Source organism: Chengkuizengella axinellae (assembly GCF_030730905.1).
Taxonomy (GTDB): Bacteria; Bacillota; Bacilli; order Paenibacillales; family KCTC-33759; genus Chengkuizengella; species Chengkuizengella axinellae.
Genome location: NZ_JAVAMP010000011.1, coordinates 26,472 through 43,712 on the forward strand (window position 1 = coordinate 26,472; position 17,241 = coordinate 43,712).

General features: G+C 33.8%; 14 protein-coding genes. 4 read left to right on the forward strand and 10 right to left on the reverse strand.

Going from position 1 to position 17,241, the window contains the following annotated elements:
- Positions 1-124: 124 nt before the first annotated feature.
- From Q5Y73_RS17850 to Q5Y73_RS17870, 5 genes are all read right to left on the reverse strand, one after another.
- Complete coding sequence (locus tag Q5Y73_RS17850; RefSeq protein WP_305993277.1) at positions 125-1,291, reverse strand: anti-sigma factor family protein; 1,167 nt, start codon at positions 1,289-1,291, stop codon at positions 125-127.
- Entirely contained in the window at positions 1,275-1,802 is a 528-nt protein-coding gene (locus Q5Y73_RS17855) for a sigma-70 family RNA polymerase sigma factor (RefSeq protein WP_371320234.1), read from the reverse strand. The genes Q5Y73_RS17850 and Q5Y73_RS17855 overlap by 17 nt, the downstream gene beginning before the upstream one ends.
- A 221-nt stretch (positions 1,803-2,023) precedes the next feature.
- Positions 2,024-3,079: a M14 family metallopeptidase gene (locus tag Q5Y73_RS17860; RefSeq protein ID WP_305993279.1), complete on the reverse strand. Its 1,056-nt coding sequence runs from the start codon at positions 3,077-3,079 to the stop codon at positions 2,024-2,026.
- A gap of 154 nt (positions 3,080-3,233) precedes the next feature.
- Positions 3,234-3,911 carry an RCC1 domain-containing protein gene (locus tag Q5Y73_RS17865; protein WP_305993280.1) on the reverse strand — a complete coding sequence of 226 codons (678 nt, stop codon included), beginning with the start codon at positions 3,909-3,911 and terminating at the stop codon, positions 3,234-3,236.
- Between the two features lie 271 nt (positions 3,912-4,182).
- Positions 4,183-4,932, reverse strand: coding sequence for a tyrosine-protein phosphatase (locus Q5Y73_RS17870; RefSeq protein ID WP_305993281.1), 750 nt, complete (start codon positions 4,930-4,932; stop codon positions 4,183-4,185).
- A gap of 231 nt (positions 4,933-5,163) precedes the next feature.
- On the opposite strand from Q5Y73_RS17870, the gene Q5Y73_RS17875 reads away from it, so the two are divergent.
- Genes Q5Y73_RS17875 through Q5Y73_RS17885 form a run of 3 tightly spaced genes read left to right on the forward strand, consistent with a single transcriptional unit; the run spans position 5,164 to position 9,045 of the window.
- Positions 5,164-6,873, forward strand: coding sequence for an aminotransferase class V-fold PLP-dependent enzyme (locus Q5Y73_RS17875; protein WP_305993282.1), 1,710 nt, complete (start codon positions 5,164-5,166; stop codon positions 6,871-6,873).
- Between the two features lie 20 nt (positions 6,874-6,893).
- Positions 6,894-7,559, forward strand: a complete 666-nt coding sequence (locus tag Q5Y73_RS17880) for a response regulator transcription factor (protein ID WP_305993283.1) — start codon at positions 6,894-6,896, stop codon at positions 7,557-7,559.
- A 10-nt stretch (positions 7,560-7,569) separates the two neighbouring features.
- A complete protein-coding gene (locus tag Q5Y73_RS17885) occupies positions 7,570-9,045 on the forward strand; it encodes a sensor histidine kinase (RefSeq protein WP_305993284.1) in 1,476 nt (491 codons plus the stop codon).
- A 99-nt stretch (positions 9,046-9,144) separates the two neighbouring features.
- On the opposite strand, the gene Q5Y73_RS17890 is transcribed toward Q5Y73_RS17885, so the two are convergent.
- Positions 9,145-11,046, reverse strand: a complete 1,902-nt coding sequence (locus Q5Y73_RS17890) for an ABC-F family ATP-binding cassette domain-containing protein (protein ID WP_305993393.1) — start codon at positions 11,044-11,046, stop codon at positions 9,145-9,147.
- Between the two features lie 184 nt (positions 11,047-11,230).
- A complete protein-coding gene (locus Q5Y73_RS17895) occupies positions 11,231-12,499 on the reverse strand; it encodes an MDR family MFS transporter (protein WP_305993285.1) in 1,269 nt (422 codons plus the stop codon).
- 215 nt (positions 12,500-12,714) lie between these two features.
- On the opposite strand from Q5Y73_RS17895, the gene Q5Y73_RS17900 reads away from it, so the two are divergent.
- The gene (locus Q5Y73_RS17900; protein WP_305993286.1) at positions 12,715-14,454 is read left to right on the forward strand and encodes an ABC transporter substrate-binding protein; all 1,740 of its coding nucleotides are present in this window, start codon (positions 12,715-12,717) and stop codon (positions 14,452-14,454) included.
- A gap of 11 nt (positions 14,455-14,465) precedes the next feature.
- On the opposite strand, the gene Q5Y73_RS17905 is transcribed toward Q5Y73_RS17900, so the two are convergent.
- The 3 genes from Q5Y73_RS17905 to Q5Y73_RS17915 form a co-directional block, all read right to left on the reverse strand.
- Positions 14,466-15,695: a S41 family peptidase gene (locus tag Q5Y73_RS17905; protein ID WP_305993287.1), complete on the reverse strand. Its 1,230-nt coding sequence runs from the start codon at positions 15,693-15,695 to the stop codon at positions 14,466-14,468.
- Between the two features lie 43 nt (positions 15,696-15,738).
- On the reverse strand, positions 15,739-16,107 hold the full coding sequence (locus tag Q5Y73_RS17910; protein ID WP_371320235.1) for a VOC family protein: 369 nt from the start codon (positions 16,105-16,107) through the stop codon (positions 15,739-15,741).
- 210 nt (positions 16,108-16,317) lie between these two features.
- Positions 16,318-17,178, reverse strand: a complete 861-nt coding sequence (locus Q5Y73_RS17915) for a DegV family protein (RefSeq protein ID WP_305993289.1) — start codon at positions 17,176-17,178, stop codon at positions 16,318-16,320.
- Between the last annotated feature and the right edge of the window lie 63 nt (positions 17,179-17,241).

Here is a 17,241-nt window from a genome sequence, read left to right on the forward strand (position 1 = left end):
CAAAAGTGAAGTTAAGCTTCGCAGTAATGATCAAAATGGAAAGTAATGCTTTCCTATAATATTAAAATGACTAGGAAGATCTTAAGTCCCTAGTCATTTTGAAAAATATTATCATCGTTCGAATTTATTCTTTTGTTTGGTACACTAAATCTGATATTTCAGAAATAATCAAACCATTAATATCAAGACCTAGTTCTTTTGCTTCAGTTAACATATGATCCGCATGTAAAACATCATATCCAAAAAACATTGCAGCAACATTTTGGGCTGGTGTAGTTACTTTCATTTGATCTTCTAAATCATCTTGATTAAAGTATGGTATATCTATACTCCCGTTCATAAGAAGTTCATACATTTCTATTTTTATTTGTTCATCTGTTTTATTTGTTAAATCCAACCCTATATTTTGGTAAATCCCGGGATCAAGTTGGTAAGCTTCCTTCAAGTTTTTAATCCCATTTTGAATCGCTTCACTCACAGCACCTTCTAATTTCTCACTAAAATCATCCCTTAACTCTGATTCGGCCTCTCCTTCTATATCCATACCAATACTTTCTGCTTCAAATTTAATCAATGAAATCATTTTGTCTTTTTCAACAGCCTTGCGAATTTCTTCTTCCGACTTCCCTTTGATATTTATCCCTCTAATCAGCGCATCATCATACAATGTAAAGTCATTCTCATTGTATGGAATATCGATACCTCCATAACTTGCAATAATTTGTTTATATTCTTCCACTGTAATTGGATTATCATATGCATCATATATTTGGTCTTCTTCAAAATAAACGACAAGATTACCTGCTACATCTCGTATCACCTTTGATTCCGTATCATACTCAAGAGTATAATCTAATAAATTCTCTTGTATATATGAGAAAAATCCTTTTGCTGCTGAATTAATTTGTGGGATTGCTAACATGCTTGTAACAATAACAATGAATGAAGCAGCCATTACCCATTTCTTATAAAAAGTGATCGGTTTTCTTTTCTTATTCGAACCATCTTGTTCTATATGAACAAGGTTCTCCTGTTTTGAGGTTGCAGATGAATCGACTAACTTTTCTTCAAAACGATTCCATGCCACATCAATTTCTTCTTTTTCAAATTCGATTTGAGGTGTGCTCTTCTCCATGCTGTCTTCCATCCATTCATGAAACGCTTGTAGTTCTTCCAGCTTATGTTTACATTGACCACAAGTTTTTATATGTTTTTCAATACTTTTCCCCTGTTCTTCATCTGACTCACGATCTAGATATGCCTGTAAAATCTGATCATCGTAACACTTCATCATTCTCCCCCCCTTTTTGCTTATATAATTCACTAAATTTATTTCTTGCTCTTGATAACAGCTTTCCTACAGAAGTCTGTGTAATCCCTAAAGTATTAGCAACCTCTTTATAACTAAAACCAGAATATTTCATTAGTAATAAATTTCGCTCTCGATCATCCATCGTTTCCAAAATAGCTTGCACATTAGATACTTCATCTTTATGAAGAAATTGATCCTCTGAGGAAGTAATCGTTTCCTCTATACTCGTTGATTCTTTTTTTATTCGTTCAGCTTCCCTCTTCTCTGAGCGAATATGATTATATGACGCATAGGTTGCTGATTTCCTTAACCATGCAGGTATATTCTCTATTTCATTCCAATTTACATTATATAATTGCATAAACACATCTTGAGCAAGATCTTCAGCGATAGCTCGATCACGTAAAATTTGGTTGATTTTATTTACAACTAGCGAATAATGATCTTTAAAGATCTGCTTAAACTGTTGCTGCTCTGTCACTTTTCCCACCTTTTCTCTATTTAATTTAACTTCGTACTCATTGTTTCCTTTCAATAAAGGGTATCCTTTACGCAAATTATTTAGTCAGTCACCTTAAAGAAACCACTATAAATTGATTTGTGACAGTAAATATATCAGGAAAATATTTCTAAAACACAAATAAAGCGAAGACTATTACAGTCTTCGCTTCTACTTATCACTACAGTCATCTTACTATTTTATTTAATATATTAATGCTCATCCTCATGCTCTTCCCCTTTAGAGCCACTCACAGGAAGCGTATCCCAGAAGGAAGTATCTACAGTTTCGATGGAACCATCTACAAATGATTCAAGTACCGCTTTCATTGCTGTCACACCTTGTTGAATGAGATATCCATTACTTTTTTGACCCAATACATACGGTTCATAGTAATGATCTGCCATCCCTCTCATTTCAAACAACAAAGTTGCAATCCCATATTCCAAAGCAAGACCATTTCGGCTAATTGTTGGTGCAGTCCCACCTCGATACTTGGATAATAATCCGTATCCTTTATCATCAACAGCATTATACACGATAGCTCCTAATTGTTTAGAACGTTCTCTCACCTCAGGATCTACACCTTCATTAGTAGGATATAAGATAGAGCCAGATACATATTCATCTGTATCCCCTAATGTTGTTTGTGTGCCTTGATGATGAAAGTCAATCATAAAATCAGGTTCATATTTTTGAATCACATTTTCATGAAGTGCTTTGGTCTCTGGTTGATCACGATTCACATGATCACGATTCAAGTCAAAACCATCTGCATTATAACGAGTATGTGTACCCGCTACGTAATCATCTAGTGAAAAATTCACATCCCCTTCTGCACCATCTACATTTAAACGAGGTGCAATTAATATGTTTACGTTATCAATAATGTCTTGCACTTGTTTACTGTTATTTGTTAAATACTTTATGACTTCAAGTGCTGATTCAGTTGTCAATGCTTCATTTCCGTGCTGTTGGGTTAGAAACAAAACAGTAGGATTATCTTCATTATCACCAAATCTAGCTAAATACAAATCCCTGCCTTTTATGGATTGACCATAAACCTCAAGTATCATGTCATCCGAACGTTTTGCATATTGCTCTAGGGATTTTACCAATTCATCATACGTATGAAGGCGTTCATTTTGGATTGTTTCATTTCCGTTATAGTTAGGGCCTTCTCCTTCTGCTTGTGCTGATTGAACTGTTCCAAAAAGTGAACCGATTAACACTAAACATAATGCCAAAACCAAACCATTCTTTTTCAATACAATCCCTCCTAAAATATGAACTCTTTTAGGTTGATTCTAGTTGGAATATTTAACCTATTTCTATACTGATGTAACACTTCCCTTTAAGTCTATGGTTAATCTACTAAAAATAGTTATATTTTATTATTTTTATCAACCTATGGTCGGTCATTTATATGAATGGTGATAGGACTTGTGAATCAAGACTTATTTGCTTAGAAAGGCATGACAAAATAAATAAGAGGTCTGTCTTCCCACATTCCTGTACTTCTATCTGACCATAATGGTTATATCCAACCGCTAAAACCTCTCCCTCAGATGTTACACCTAAGGTATGGAAACCTCCTGCGATGATCTGCACAATTCCTTGATTGTTATTGTTCCACTCATCTACTTTTATTTGGTCATAATCGTCATATCCAATCGCTAAAACCTCTCCGTCAGATGTTAATCCTACGGTATGGAAATTCCCTGCTGAGATCTGTACAATTTCTTGATCGTTATCGTTCCATTGCTCCACGTCTGTCTGATTATGATCATTATTTCCAACAGCTAAAACTTGTCCGTCTGATGTTAATCCCACAGTATGTAAAGTTCCTGAGACTACTTGTTTAATATCTTCCCAATTTTCAACACCTTGAAAAGAATCTGATTTTCCAATCCCAACTACCTTATCTTGATTTGTTAACGCTAAGGTATGTTGTTTTCCTGCTGCGATGCGAACTTGTTCATAATCTGAAATATTTAGACGTAGTTCTGCACTTTCCAATGTATGCTGCTGCAATAAAGGTTGAAAAAATAAGATTAGTGCTAATAATATTGAAATAACTTTATAATTTGTTGGTTTCACTGTATTGCTCCTCGTATAGTATTTTTAATATCTCTTTTAATCTGAATGACATCATATGTTTGTGAATAGAATCACCTTACTTTCGATACATCATAAAATCGTAATATATCGATATAATGATACTTATATGAATCTAGTATATTGGTAATCAAATGTCAATCTTGATTAATTTAAGTGTTTTACTATACAAAAAATAAAGTTCAAATTACCTATCTGAACTCTACTCAATCCACTCATTATTCTATCTCATTTAATCTCTTCAAATACATATTTAATAGAGCCATCTTTTTCTTTTAAGCTTTACTGGCTCATCTTCATTAAACATCTTATTATCAACTAATTTCTTTGCATTTTCTAACATTTTATATCTTACACTTTCCCCAAACTCTTGCTGAATCTTCTCATAAGATCGAATTAAATCATCATATTGATCTTCTTCCGTTGCAACAAAGTGAGTTAATTGTCCAGCAATGAATTGAAGTGCAGTTTTTTGTGTTTTTTTACCAAATCTACCCATTAAACTTGATGCTCCTACTTGAGTAAACACTCCTTTCCTTACAAGACGATATAAAATGGTTGGATTATTAACAATAGCTGCATTTCGCTCAGGTAAAACAATAACTGGTTTTAACCCTATCATTTGAAGCTCATATATTACTCGATATATACTCTGAGGTATATGGATTGATGGCAAGGAAATAAAAATATACTTATTATCATTATTTAGCGAAAGTATTATATCTCTGTTAAAATCTTCAACTATCTCATCATATATTACAACTTGATGACCTACTAGTACCTTTATATTCATACCCTCTTTTTTTATATTTTCATTTAACTCAGAAACAACGGACAATAAATGTTCTTTTTCACTTAAGAGTTTCTCTTTATTAAAACGATGAATAGCTACAATATGTGTTACCCCTTGTTTTTCTACTTCCTTTAACGTTCTTAATTTCCAAAATCTCTCCTTCGTAATATCATCTATTCGTGATAGAAAATTGCAATTTATATCAATCATGGTAAAGTCACTCTCCTAGATTTTTATTCACCTTACTCAAAATATTAGATTGCGTTTGTGAAGGCTGTGTGAAGTCATAAAAATCACATGAATTTCAAGTTATGTAATAAAATATTTGTTTATCCTTCCGACCTAGAATTTATGTTCTAAAGAATCACTTCACAGTGGTTTCACATAACAGGTCTAATATTTGTTTAACGAATCAAGTACTAGATTAAAGGAGTGCAAAACATGGATATAAATTACCTTAGAGATCAAACCTTAGGTTATGGAAGCGTTTTGAATGGTCCATATGGTGAACGTCTAATTACTTACGCAGACTATATGACTTCTGGAAAAGGACTTCATTTTTTAGAGAACTATTACATAAAGTTAAGTGAAACTTATTCCAATACCCATACCGAGCAAGACTATACAGGGAAAGTTACTGAACAACTCTATCATCATGCAAAAGAAATAATACTGAAAAGTGTGAAGGCGAACGATCAGTACTGTATTTTTCCATCTGGAACTGAAACTACAGAAGCTATTCATCGGCTCATAAAGATTCTAGGATTATACAAAACACCTGGATACATGCAAAGACGAGAAGAATATCTTTCCAAAATAGGACAAAGCGATCAGGATATAAGTATCGTTCGAAACTTTGAAGAAAATTTCCAAACCACTCGACCAGTAGTCTTTATTAGTTCCTATGAACATCATGCTAATGAAATCCAGTGGCGTGAAAGTCATGCAGAAGTTGTAAAAATTAAGATGGATGAATTAGGATTATTTGACCTTAAAGACTTAAAGTGCAAGGTTGCAAATCCCAAATACAAGAACAGGTTGAAAATTGGGTCATTCTCAGCAGCATCAAGTGTAACAGGAATTAAAACACCTGTTGCCGAAGTGGCAGAAATCATGCATTTTTATGGTGGTCTTGTCTTTTTTGACTATACTGTAGCAGGACCTTATTTGGATATAAATATGACTAAAAGTGCTTTAGAATATTTTGACGGGATCTATCTGTCTATGCATAAATTTTTGGGTGGTCAAAACACTACTGGACTTTTAATCATGAAGAAAAATCTATACAATCCCGAGACATCACCATCCATAATTAACAGTGAAACTATTAAATGTGCAGTAGAGGATTACCACCAGTATATTCAAGATATAAAAGCCAGAGAAGATGAGGAAACTCCAAACATGATGCAGCTGATAAAAGCAGCGATGGCTCTTGATTTAAAGGAAACTTTGGGGGTAGATTATATCCAAAGGGTAGAACAACTTCGTATTTCTCAAGCCATTGAAACTTTGAGACCTGAGCGAAATATAGATATCCTTGGAAATCCAAATCCAAAACGAAGGCTAGGGATTTTTTCATTTAATATTAGATATCGTAATGGATATTTACACCAAGGTTTTATCTCCGCCTTACTGAACGATTTATTTGGAATACAATCCTGTTCAGGTTGTGCTAATGCTGGACATTATGACACCAAACTTTTGAAACCTGAGCTAAATAATATGAGGAAACTCACTGATGCACTAAATATGGGGATCAAGGCTATGAAACCAGGTTGGACACGCGTTCATTTTCATTTTACAATGGATGATGAAGCATTTAAATTTATTATTAAAGCCATTCAATTTGTGGCAAGGTACGGATATTTATTTTTACATGAATACACAGTATCACCTGCAACTGGACGGTGGAAGAACAGAAATATAAAAAATGAATTCCCAGCAAAGTTAAGCCTTATTGTTGCAATGCAAACAAAACGTTTAAAAATAGTATCCAGACACAGTAGTTTTGGACGGAATTATCGGAAATATATGAAATTCGCAAATAAGAAAAGATTGGAGCTTGAAAAGAAGACGATTAGTCTTACAAAATTTGGTCAACGTGAACTGCACGATATTGCCTGGTTTTACTATGCTCACAAAAAAGAATAAGTTTTTACGGAGGAATATGGATGAAAATCCTTGTTGTTGATGATGAGTTCCATATAAGAAAAGTAATTGGAGACTACTTAAGAACAGAAGGTTATGAAGTGTTTGAAGGCACTGACGGATTGGATTGCATCGAACAACTAAAGTCAAGACCAGATGTGGATTTAATTTTACTTGATGTTAGAATGCCGAAGTTGACAGGATTTGAAGCAATAGAACAAATTAAGAAGATAACGGATGCACCTATACTTTTTTTGACTGCACTGGATGAGTCCTTTGATGAAATTAAAGGTCTGAATTTAGGTGCAGATGACTACATAACAAAACCATTTCGATACGATATTTTAATTGCTCGTGTAAATTCAGCACTCAGACGTAGAAAAGCATTAAAACCAACAGTTTTTGAAAGCAAAAATTTTAAAATGGACTTTTCAAAACGTGAAGTTAAAATATTTGAAACACCTGTTACTTTGACTAAAATGGAATTTGAGCTCCTTGAGTATTTTGTTAAAAACAATGAACTTGTTCTTGATAGAAACAGAATTCTTGATAGTGTTTGGGGATATGACTATTACGGGGATCCACGTACAGTGGATACACATGTTAAAACATTAAGAGTAAAATTGGGAGAGTATGGTGAGTGGATATTAACAAAGCGGGGTGTAGGTTATCAGTTTAAGGTGGAGTAATATTCGCAATATGAGCATCAAAATGACTTTGATCTTTTCATTGGTGTTTTTTTTGCTGTTAGGAACCCTATTGTTTATCAATGCATTTTTTATGGAAACATATGTGATATGGAATGCACATCGAGATATGGAAAACACTGCAATTGAATTAAATGAGAAGGTTCGTGAGAATCCAAATTATTACTGGATTAATGATATCCGGGAGGAAAGTCTATATCTTATTTTCGATGAGGAAACAATTAATCCACCGCCCCCGCATCCTGGTACTCAAACAGAACCACCTTCTAATACTCGATCTGAACGATCAAATGGTGAACAATCACCACCGAGAAGAGCTGTTGAAGCCTTTATGAAAGAAGCACCCTATTTGATAAATCAGGTCAAGGGAAGTCCTGATAAGATGCTCAAAGGTGCCGATCAAATGGGTAAAGGAACATACATGGCCATTTATCACTTAAAGGTATTAGATAATGGTGATTTAATTATACAAGTTTATCAAGGTAAAGAAGCATTTGAAACGATCTCTGTAACCATGAGATTTTTATACACTGCATCGACCTTTATCTTTATATTGGGGATAACAATAATCTGGAAAATCTCAAATATAATAGGACAAAAAGCGAAAAATATGAGTGCGAAAACAAAAAAAATGGGTGAGTTGGATTTTTCCGATCCAATTACAGTAAATAGTAAAGATGAAATTGGACATCTGTCTCATAATATCAACACCCTTTCAAATAAGCTAGAGGATGTCATTGGTGATCTTAAAATTTCAAATGAGAAACTGAATGTAGAACTTGAAAAAGAACGAAGTATGGAGCAAATGCGTAGACAATTTGTTTCAGATGTATCTCATGAATTGAAGAATCCGCTAAGTATGATTCAAGGATATGCTGATGGATTGTTTCATGACATCCCAAAAACAGAAGCTGATAAAAAATACTATCAAAAAGTGATTGTTGAAGAGGCTGATCGACTTGGAAAGCTTCTTAAGGACTTACTAGATTTATCGAGTTATGAATCAGGCGTTTTTAAGTTAACCTATGAACAAGTTGATTTGAATGAACTAATAAGTAATACATTGGATCGTTACCGATTGAAAGCAAACGAAAAAGAACTTTCCATTCAAATGGAGTTAAATGAAATCCCAATTATTTATGCCGACCCAAGAAGATTGGAACAAATCTTAGTCAATCTTGTATCCAATGCACTTAAATACTCCGATCAAGAAGGAAAAATTGTCATCAGGACTCATCATAATGGAGAACAAGTTACTTTTTTGATAGCTAATACAGGTGACTTGTTAAATCAAAAGCAAATGGACATGATATGGAACAGCTTCCATCAAGTGGATAGCACACGTTCGGGTAATGGTTTAGGACTTCCTATAGTCAAGAGTATCGTAAAGCTTCATAAAGGAAATTGTATGGTTTCAGTTGAAAACGAGATGAATTGCTTTAAGGTTCAGTTGCCAGTTACTTCATAAGTCATATTGCAAGAAACCCACAACATATTACCTTTTTTCAATTAATATGAAATATTTATAGAGTAAGGGGCTGGCTTTCCAGCCCTTCTCAATACTTATTTAAGCTTGCTCAATTTCCTCAACAATCAATGACAACTCTTCCCAACGTAGCATCGTTTTCTCTAGTAACTGCTCTGTTTTTTGTTGCTCTTCATAGAGTTCACTTACTTTTTCAGAGTCGCTACCCGCTTCAACAATCTCTTTTTCAATTTCTGAAATTCGCTGTTCTAAAGCGGCAATTTTATCTTCAATCTCATCCCATTCTATTTGTTCTTTATAGGACAACTTCTTGCGCCGTTCTTTTTTTTGTGTCTCTTTTATGTCATCCCCTGCAATTTGTTTCTCAAGTGTTTGTTTTTCTTTTTCAGCACTTTTCATTTCCATATACTCAGTGTAGTTTCCTTGAAAACGAGTAATTACGCCGTTTCCTTCAAAACAAATGAGATGATCTACTACACGGTCTAAGAAGTATCGATCATGAGAAACACTAATAACAACACCATTAAAAACTTCTAAATAATCCTCTAATATGGTTAGAGTCTGAATATCTAAATCATTCGTTGGCTCATCCAGCAGTAAAACATTCGGTTCAGACATTAATATCGATAACAAATATAACCGACGACGCTCTCCCCCAGATAATTTACGGATATAAGTCCATTGGATGCTTCTAGGGAATAGAAATCGCTCTAACATCTGCTCTGCTGTGATTGTCGTGCCATCTGCTGTTTTTACAATTTCTGCTTTTTGTTTAATATATTCAACGACTCTTAAATCCCCATCTAATTCCTCGTTATTTTGCGTATAATAACCTACTTTTACGGTTTCTCCAACTTCAATGGTGCCTGCATCCGGTTTGATTTTACCTGCTAACATATTTAACAAAGTAGATTTTCCACTTCCATTTGGTCCAATAATGCCTAACCGTTCATCAGGTACAACTAAATAGTTGAAATGATCAATCAGTTTTTTGTCCTCTATTGTTTTAGATAACTCTTCAATCTCAAATACTTTTTTTCCGAGTCTATTCGATCCAATCGAAATGTCTAAAGGGTCCTCTTTAGCGATTGTTTTTTTATTTTGCAGCTCATGCACTCTTTGTATACGTGCCTTCTGTTTTGTCGTTCTTGCTTTAGCTCCTCTACGCAACCAAGCTAGTTCTTTCCGTAGTAAGTTTTTACGTTTGCTTTCATCGATAACGGCTTGCTCTTCTCTCTCAGCCTTTTTCTCTAAAAAAGTCTCATAATTCCCTTCATACGCATAAAGCTTTCCGTGATCTAATTCAAACATACGATTTGTTACACGGTTTAAAAAGTAACGATCATGAGTAACGAGAATGAGCGCCCCTTGATATTTTGATAAATAACCCTCCAACCACTCTATTGTCTCATTATCTAAATGATTCGTCGGTTCATCTAAAATAAGCAAATCCGCAGATTGAATAAGTGCCTTCGCAATGGCGACCTTCTTCCGTTGTCCACCAGATAATTGTTTCACTTTTTGTGTAAAGTTTGTAATCCCTAATCTAGTTAATACCGTTTTTGCAGTTGTATTCGCTTCCCATGCATCCTCTTGGTCCATTTTCTGCTGTTTTTTAAATAGGGCTTCCTGTTTCCTCTCATTATTCGAATCAAGTTCCAATTCCATTAGAGCTAACTCATACTCTCGTAATGTAATCATCATGGAAGAATTTCCATAATAAATTTGCTCTAACACCGTTAAGTCTTCTTCAAACTGAGGATCTTGAGGGAGGTATTCAATATGAAACTGATTTGCATGCATCAAATCCCCTTTTTCAACCGAATCCAGTCCTGCAATGACTTTTAACAAGGTAGATTTCCCCGTTCCGTTCACACCGATTAAACCGATTTTTTGTTTCTCGGATATAGTAAAAGAGATATCATCAAATAGGACCTTATCTCCATAGGTTTTTAATAGATGTTCTACTGTAAGAATACTCATTCCATTATCATTCCTTGTTTCTGGCTTAATGATTTCATTAGCATCATATTTTGTTCCTTCTACTATCTCATATTTTCGCAAAAAATCACACTCCTATCCAATGAAATAAGCTTTTAGAGCTATCCTGACAGGTTTATGGCAGTGTTCATTTGTTATAATTATAGGATGATTTAAAAACAACAAACTATGAAGCTAATTTTTCATTACTTTCTACAGACTCATTATTTTTCTCCACTCTCTTTTGAAGTTCATCAAAGATCAAATAATAGATTGTTATTCCTGCAAACCCTATACCCACTATGACCAAACTCATCATTGAAGGTGATAAATAAGCACTAATCGTTACAGATATGGATGAGATCACTAGTGCAAAATGAAATGACATTTGAACCACCGCCATATAAGAACTTCTAACATATTCTGGGGGGATAGCAGCTGTATAAGACTGCTGAACTGGTAATTTAACGACTTCCCCTAGTGTTCCGATGATCATAAATATAAATAATAGCCAAATACTGTTTGAGTAAGATACAACCCCATATCCAACAACGAATAGGACGGAACCGATAAGCAACACACTTTTATCCGAGTATCTTTCAAATAATTTAGTAGTAAAAAGAAGAAAGATCACAACTAACACTGTATTTTCAGTAAGTAAAAATCCAACCATGTTTACTCCGTCTACATCCCAATACAAGAATTTTTGTGTCCCCATTCCTTCACTCAAACGAATACCGATATAATTGGCCAATTGAAATTCCATGGACAAAATTAATACGCCTGCAACCATAAACCAAACAAATAATTTATCTTTAAAAACAAGGGTATACGTGGTTAACATTTCCACCATATGTGATGAAGCATTATCCCTTTTGGTTGGAATGTAACTTTCTTCAATGAAAAATAAAATTAAAATCACAACAGACAAAGCTCCGAATGATAGTGCAATGAGTAATTCAAACAAGTAGTTTTCGAAAAATAACGCACCTAATATAGCACCAAGCGCAATCGATAAATTATTTGCCCAGTAGGTGATCGAGTACATCACTTTCCGTTGTTCTGGTTTACTTACATCAATTAACATGGCTTGATTTGCGGGACCTGAGAGCCCCATAAAGACTGTATTTGCCGTCATCATAAGAAAGGTGATAGCTACTGATTCAAACCAAGGCGAATTAGAAATCATCATGATAACAAAGGCCATAAATCTGCCAATTTCAGCATATAACATTATTTTTTTTCTACCATAATTATCGGAAAAATAACCACCAAAGAAACTAATGACAATACCTATGATTACATTCATTAGAAGTAATACTCCTGCTGTCTTCAACCCATAATGACTTGATAAATATATCGCCATAAAAGGGAAGATCATACTTCCTATAAATTTACTAATGAAGGTTTCAACTATTCTAATCTTTATATTCATGTGAAAATCTTTAAACTTCATTCCCTTTCCACCTCCAAGGTTCTCTTTATTTACCGATGCATCAGTTTGATTATTTAAGAGCTCTTTATCTTATGCATCATTATGCTTTATACAAAAGAGGTAAAAAAGGGTATAATTAATTCAACAACAACCCCTTTTATAAATTAGTGGGTTTATCAAATCCCTAGATAACATTCGATCTTTGAGTTGTTCTAAAATAAAGGAGGTAGAATCAAGTGAAGGACTTAGATTATTTTCAAATGCGATCTCTTTTTTACACTAGAGAGAACAACAATACTGTTGAATTTAAGCTTAAAGAGCTCCAATCTTTATGGTATTGTAATATGAAAAACACAAAGCTGAAAGTTAAAAAATTTGAAGCAGAAGGAAAATACATATATAAACCTGGAAGAGGTAGAGGGAATTCATCACAACTCTTTTTTCACATGCCTTTTCAAGAGGAGATCCAATTAGTCATCAACAATTATATTAAACATGATCGTTTAGAGGATGCATTTCAATTATTACAACTCCCGATTCCAAAGTCTTGGGTTCTGGATCTAACAAAGGAAATTCAAAAAAAGTTCGGGTATCAATCTAATCCTTCAAAGGATGTACTACGTCAAATGATGTTAAAAAGAATTGTAACTCTAGATCCACTTCAAATTACCATTAATTTTGAAGAATATTTAATATCTCATCTAGGAAGCACACTTGTTACTTTTGATCAAAAAACGGATACGGTGCAGCCTCACTTAGCACATCATTGGGACACAAGTAATCATCATAAAACCTGGACATTTCATCTAAGAAAAGGTGTTCATTTTCATCACCAACGTATATTAAACAGCGAAGATGTGAAGTTTACCTTCGAGCGATATAATGAATCTTCCTCCGCAAAACAGTGGCTAGTAGATAACATTTCACAAATTGAATGTATATCACCTTATATTGTCCGTTTTCATTTATCAAAACCAAATCCATTGTTTTTACGTTATGTTAGTACAACCGCACTTTCTATCTTACCTAAGGACGAACCTTTTGATGAATATAAATGGATAGGAACAGGACCCTTTCAACTAAAAAAAAGAACCAAAAATATGATTGTGTTAGAAGCTTTTGATCTATACTTTTTAGAGCGTCCGTTTATAGATGAAATAGAATTTTACCTCGTATCCAACGAAGCCAAAGATGTGATGAACATTCAAATTAGAGGAGTGGATGCGGTTGAAGAATCTTCTATCAACAAAGTGGATACAATTAATGGAGTTCGTTTCCTTGCAATAAACTTTAATAAACCTTCTATTGTTCATAATCTTTCATTTAGAACTGCACTTTATCATTTGCTTTATATGAAAAAAATGTGGAAAGATTGTGGATACGATCATTTAACAGAATCAACAAGTTACTTTCCATGGAAATCTAAACAACCTCAACCAAAAAACAGAAAACTCATAAAGGCATTATTGCAGGCATCAGGATATCAAGGAGAGTTGCTGGCAGTCTACACGAAAAACATAGACACTGAAATTCAAAAAGCAGAATGGTTAGTAGCAGAGGCTGATGAGGTAGGAATTAAGCTAGAATATAAAGTATTTGATATGGATGACTTTTACTCCCCTTTATTAGATCAAGATGCCGATTTATTATTTGCTAGTGAAGTCTCTTCCTATGATCATCATCTATCTTTCATAGAAGCTCTCTCTAACAAAACCAATCTATTCCAGAGATTTCTTAGTAAAGAACATATAAGTGATATGGAACACTTACTATCAAAAATGAAATTTGAAGCAGACAAAAACATGCGAGAATATTGGATGGATCAAATAGAGCAATATTTTAGACAGGATCATCTCATTCTCTATTTATACCACCCTCGTATTCAACGAACTTTTAATCATACAATACAAGATTCTGAGTTTGAAGCTCTAGGCTATGATGATTTTCGGAAAGCGTGGATTAATATGAATCAGTAAAGAGGATTTAATCATTTTTGAACATGATTTATAACCATTTCTAAAAACGGATCTATTCCATTTTTAAAATCTTCAATTGTGTATGGTACTTCAAGATCTGGATATAACGCGTCTAGATCTTTTTTGTCCATATTAAAGTATTTCGTTGAATATTGAACTAGAATACCTGAGTTCTTTAACTTAAAAACTTGGCTTTCACCATAACTATTAGGCTTTGCACCAGTAGGTTCACCTACCAAAATAGCATTCGTATATTGTTTTAATTCCATGGAATTTATACGAGCAGAGGAGAATGTTCTCCCACCAATGAGAACATACAACTTTCCTTTTTGATTTAACTCATGTTTTTCAATAGCTTTGAAGAAAGGTGCAAATATAGAAGAATCTCCACCTGTATTATCTCTCAAGTCAATAACTAATTTATCAGTTTCATTGTTATCCATAAAATCAAATACTTCTTTTACAAAGTGATCAAAAGGCATTTCTTTCATTTCCATACATTGATTATATTGAATATATACTATTTTAGTTTTAGGTAAATATTCAAACCAATAATTCTGATCTTTATTTTGATAGAAAAGTGGATTCAATTCATTTTTTATTACAAAATTAGGGTTATCTATTTTAGACACTATTAAATCCAAAACCTCTCCTTCTTCATTTTCGAAACTGAATGAGGTTTTTTTATTCATATCTTCTATGATACCCAATCCATACAATACTTCTGGAATTAAAAGATAGGAAGGAATTTTCTTCTTCAACCAATATTCATTTTCATAAGAGATCACTGAAGATACTTGCTTGATCACGTGATTAATTTCTATGCCATTTAATTTTACTAGTTTAGTGTACAATGCTTCTTCATATTCTTTCGTCGTATTTCTCACAAATATACCTTCATCAAACCAATAAAAATCGAATGGATATTTTTCATCTATAAAATAACCACCCATTCCTGTATGAGCCACACCTAATGAAGAAATAATTTGATTTAATCTAACTTTAATTTGAGCATCATTTAAATGTGGAACATCTATCTTGAATAATTCAATTTTTTGATAAAAGTCATCTTCATCAATAAGTGAATAGAAATCTACTTGTTTTGCAGGTAATCGTTGAGCAAATTCTTCGATGTCCTCCAACCACATTTCTGTCGTTAGCATTGATTCCATTATAATTTCTTCTTGACTGCATCCTGCAATAAAAAATACAACGATCATACTAAATAAACCCTTTTTCATATACTCCTCCACTATCATACAAACCTTCCTCAAAAGCCCCGAATCAATTCCACTCCAAAAATTCTAATCGATTTCCAAAAGGGTCATTTACAAAAAATCGTGTGACGTCATTTCGTGTTTCATCAACTTTTATTTCTATCCCCTGTGCTTTTAAATGGGCTCCTAATTCAAGAACATTTTTCACTTCAAATCCAGGGTGTGCTTTCTTTGCTGGATGAAAGTCTTCCTGTACGCCAATATGAACTTCATGAATCCCACATTGGAACCAAACACCACCTCTAACTCGCAGCTTTTCAGGTTTTGGTATTTCTTCCATACCCAGAATATCCTCATAAAAATGTCTTGTTTTGTCCTCACAGTTTTTAGGTGCTGCTAATTGTACATGATCAATACCTTTAAATTCATGCATGATTTCAGTCCTCTCAGCTTTATATTGTTTTGAATAATGAAACTTAATTTCATTTTCATTATACAACCCTAATTTATTATTGTAAAATATTCCAATCAAAAGATGAGGGTTATTTTACACAGCAAAAAAAACCAACCATCTTATTCAAGAGATTGGTTGGCCTAAAAAACAGTTCATTTTATCACGTTCTACTTGCTTAAAGTAAAATTCATTCTATTTCAATTCTTCCTTCGTATAATAAGCAATCCCGATTGTCCCAGGACCTACATGCAATCCAGCAACTGGACCAATAGGAGCTAGTCCGACGGCTCTATCGATTTTCTCACCTATTTTATCTGCGATGGATCTGGCTTGTTTTTCACAGTGAATATGATGAATGATTACGTCACCTAAGCCATGTTCTTTTATATTCTCATAAAATTCGTTCATCATTTTTTCAAGTGCACGTTTCTTAGTTCTAGCATTGCTAAACACACCCGTTTTACCATCCTTAACAGTAAGGATAGGTTTAATTTGTAGTACAGACCCTATTAAAGCCTTTGCTGTACCAATTCTTCCACCTCTTTTCAAGTATTCCAATGTCTCTGGAACAAAAAGAATTCGGCTTCTATTTAAATTCTTCTGTATTGCATCAACGACGCCAGGAATGTCTTTCCCTGCTTTTGCTGCTCTCGCAGCTGCAATGGTTGCAAAACCAAGCTGCATAATATTCACTCTTGAGTCTATCAACTCGATGTTCGCTTCAGGATACTTTTCTAATAATATATTTTTAACCATTAAAGCAGTTTCATATGTTCCGCTCATCTCAGAAGAAACAAACACACCTACGATATCATCTCCATTTTTGATATGATTTTCAAATACTTCATGAAATTCATCTACAGAGGGCTGAGAGGAGCTTGGCAAATCTTTTCTAATGGCTAATTTCTCATAAAATTTTTCTTCATCAATATCTAATTCTCTTTCACATTGACCTTCATCTACAACATTTTGTGATACGACAGAGATCTCAAATTGATGCAATAAAAAATCCGGAATGTAAGACGTGCTATCTGTAACAATTTTAACTGTCATTATTCGGCCACCTTCATGTGTAAGTCTTTGCTAGTCCTGTTATACCATTGTATCGCAGTACTT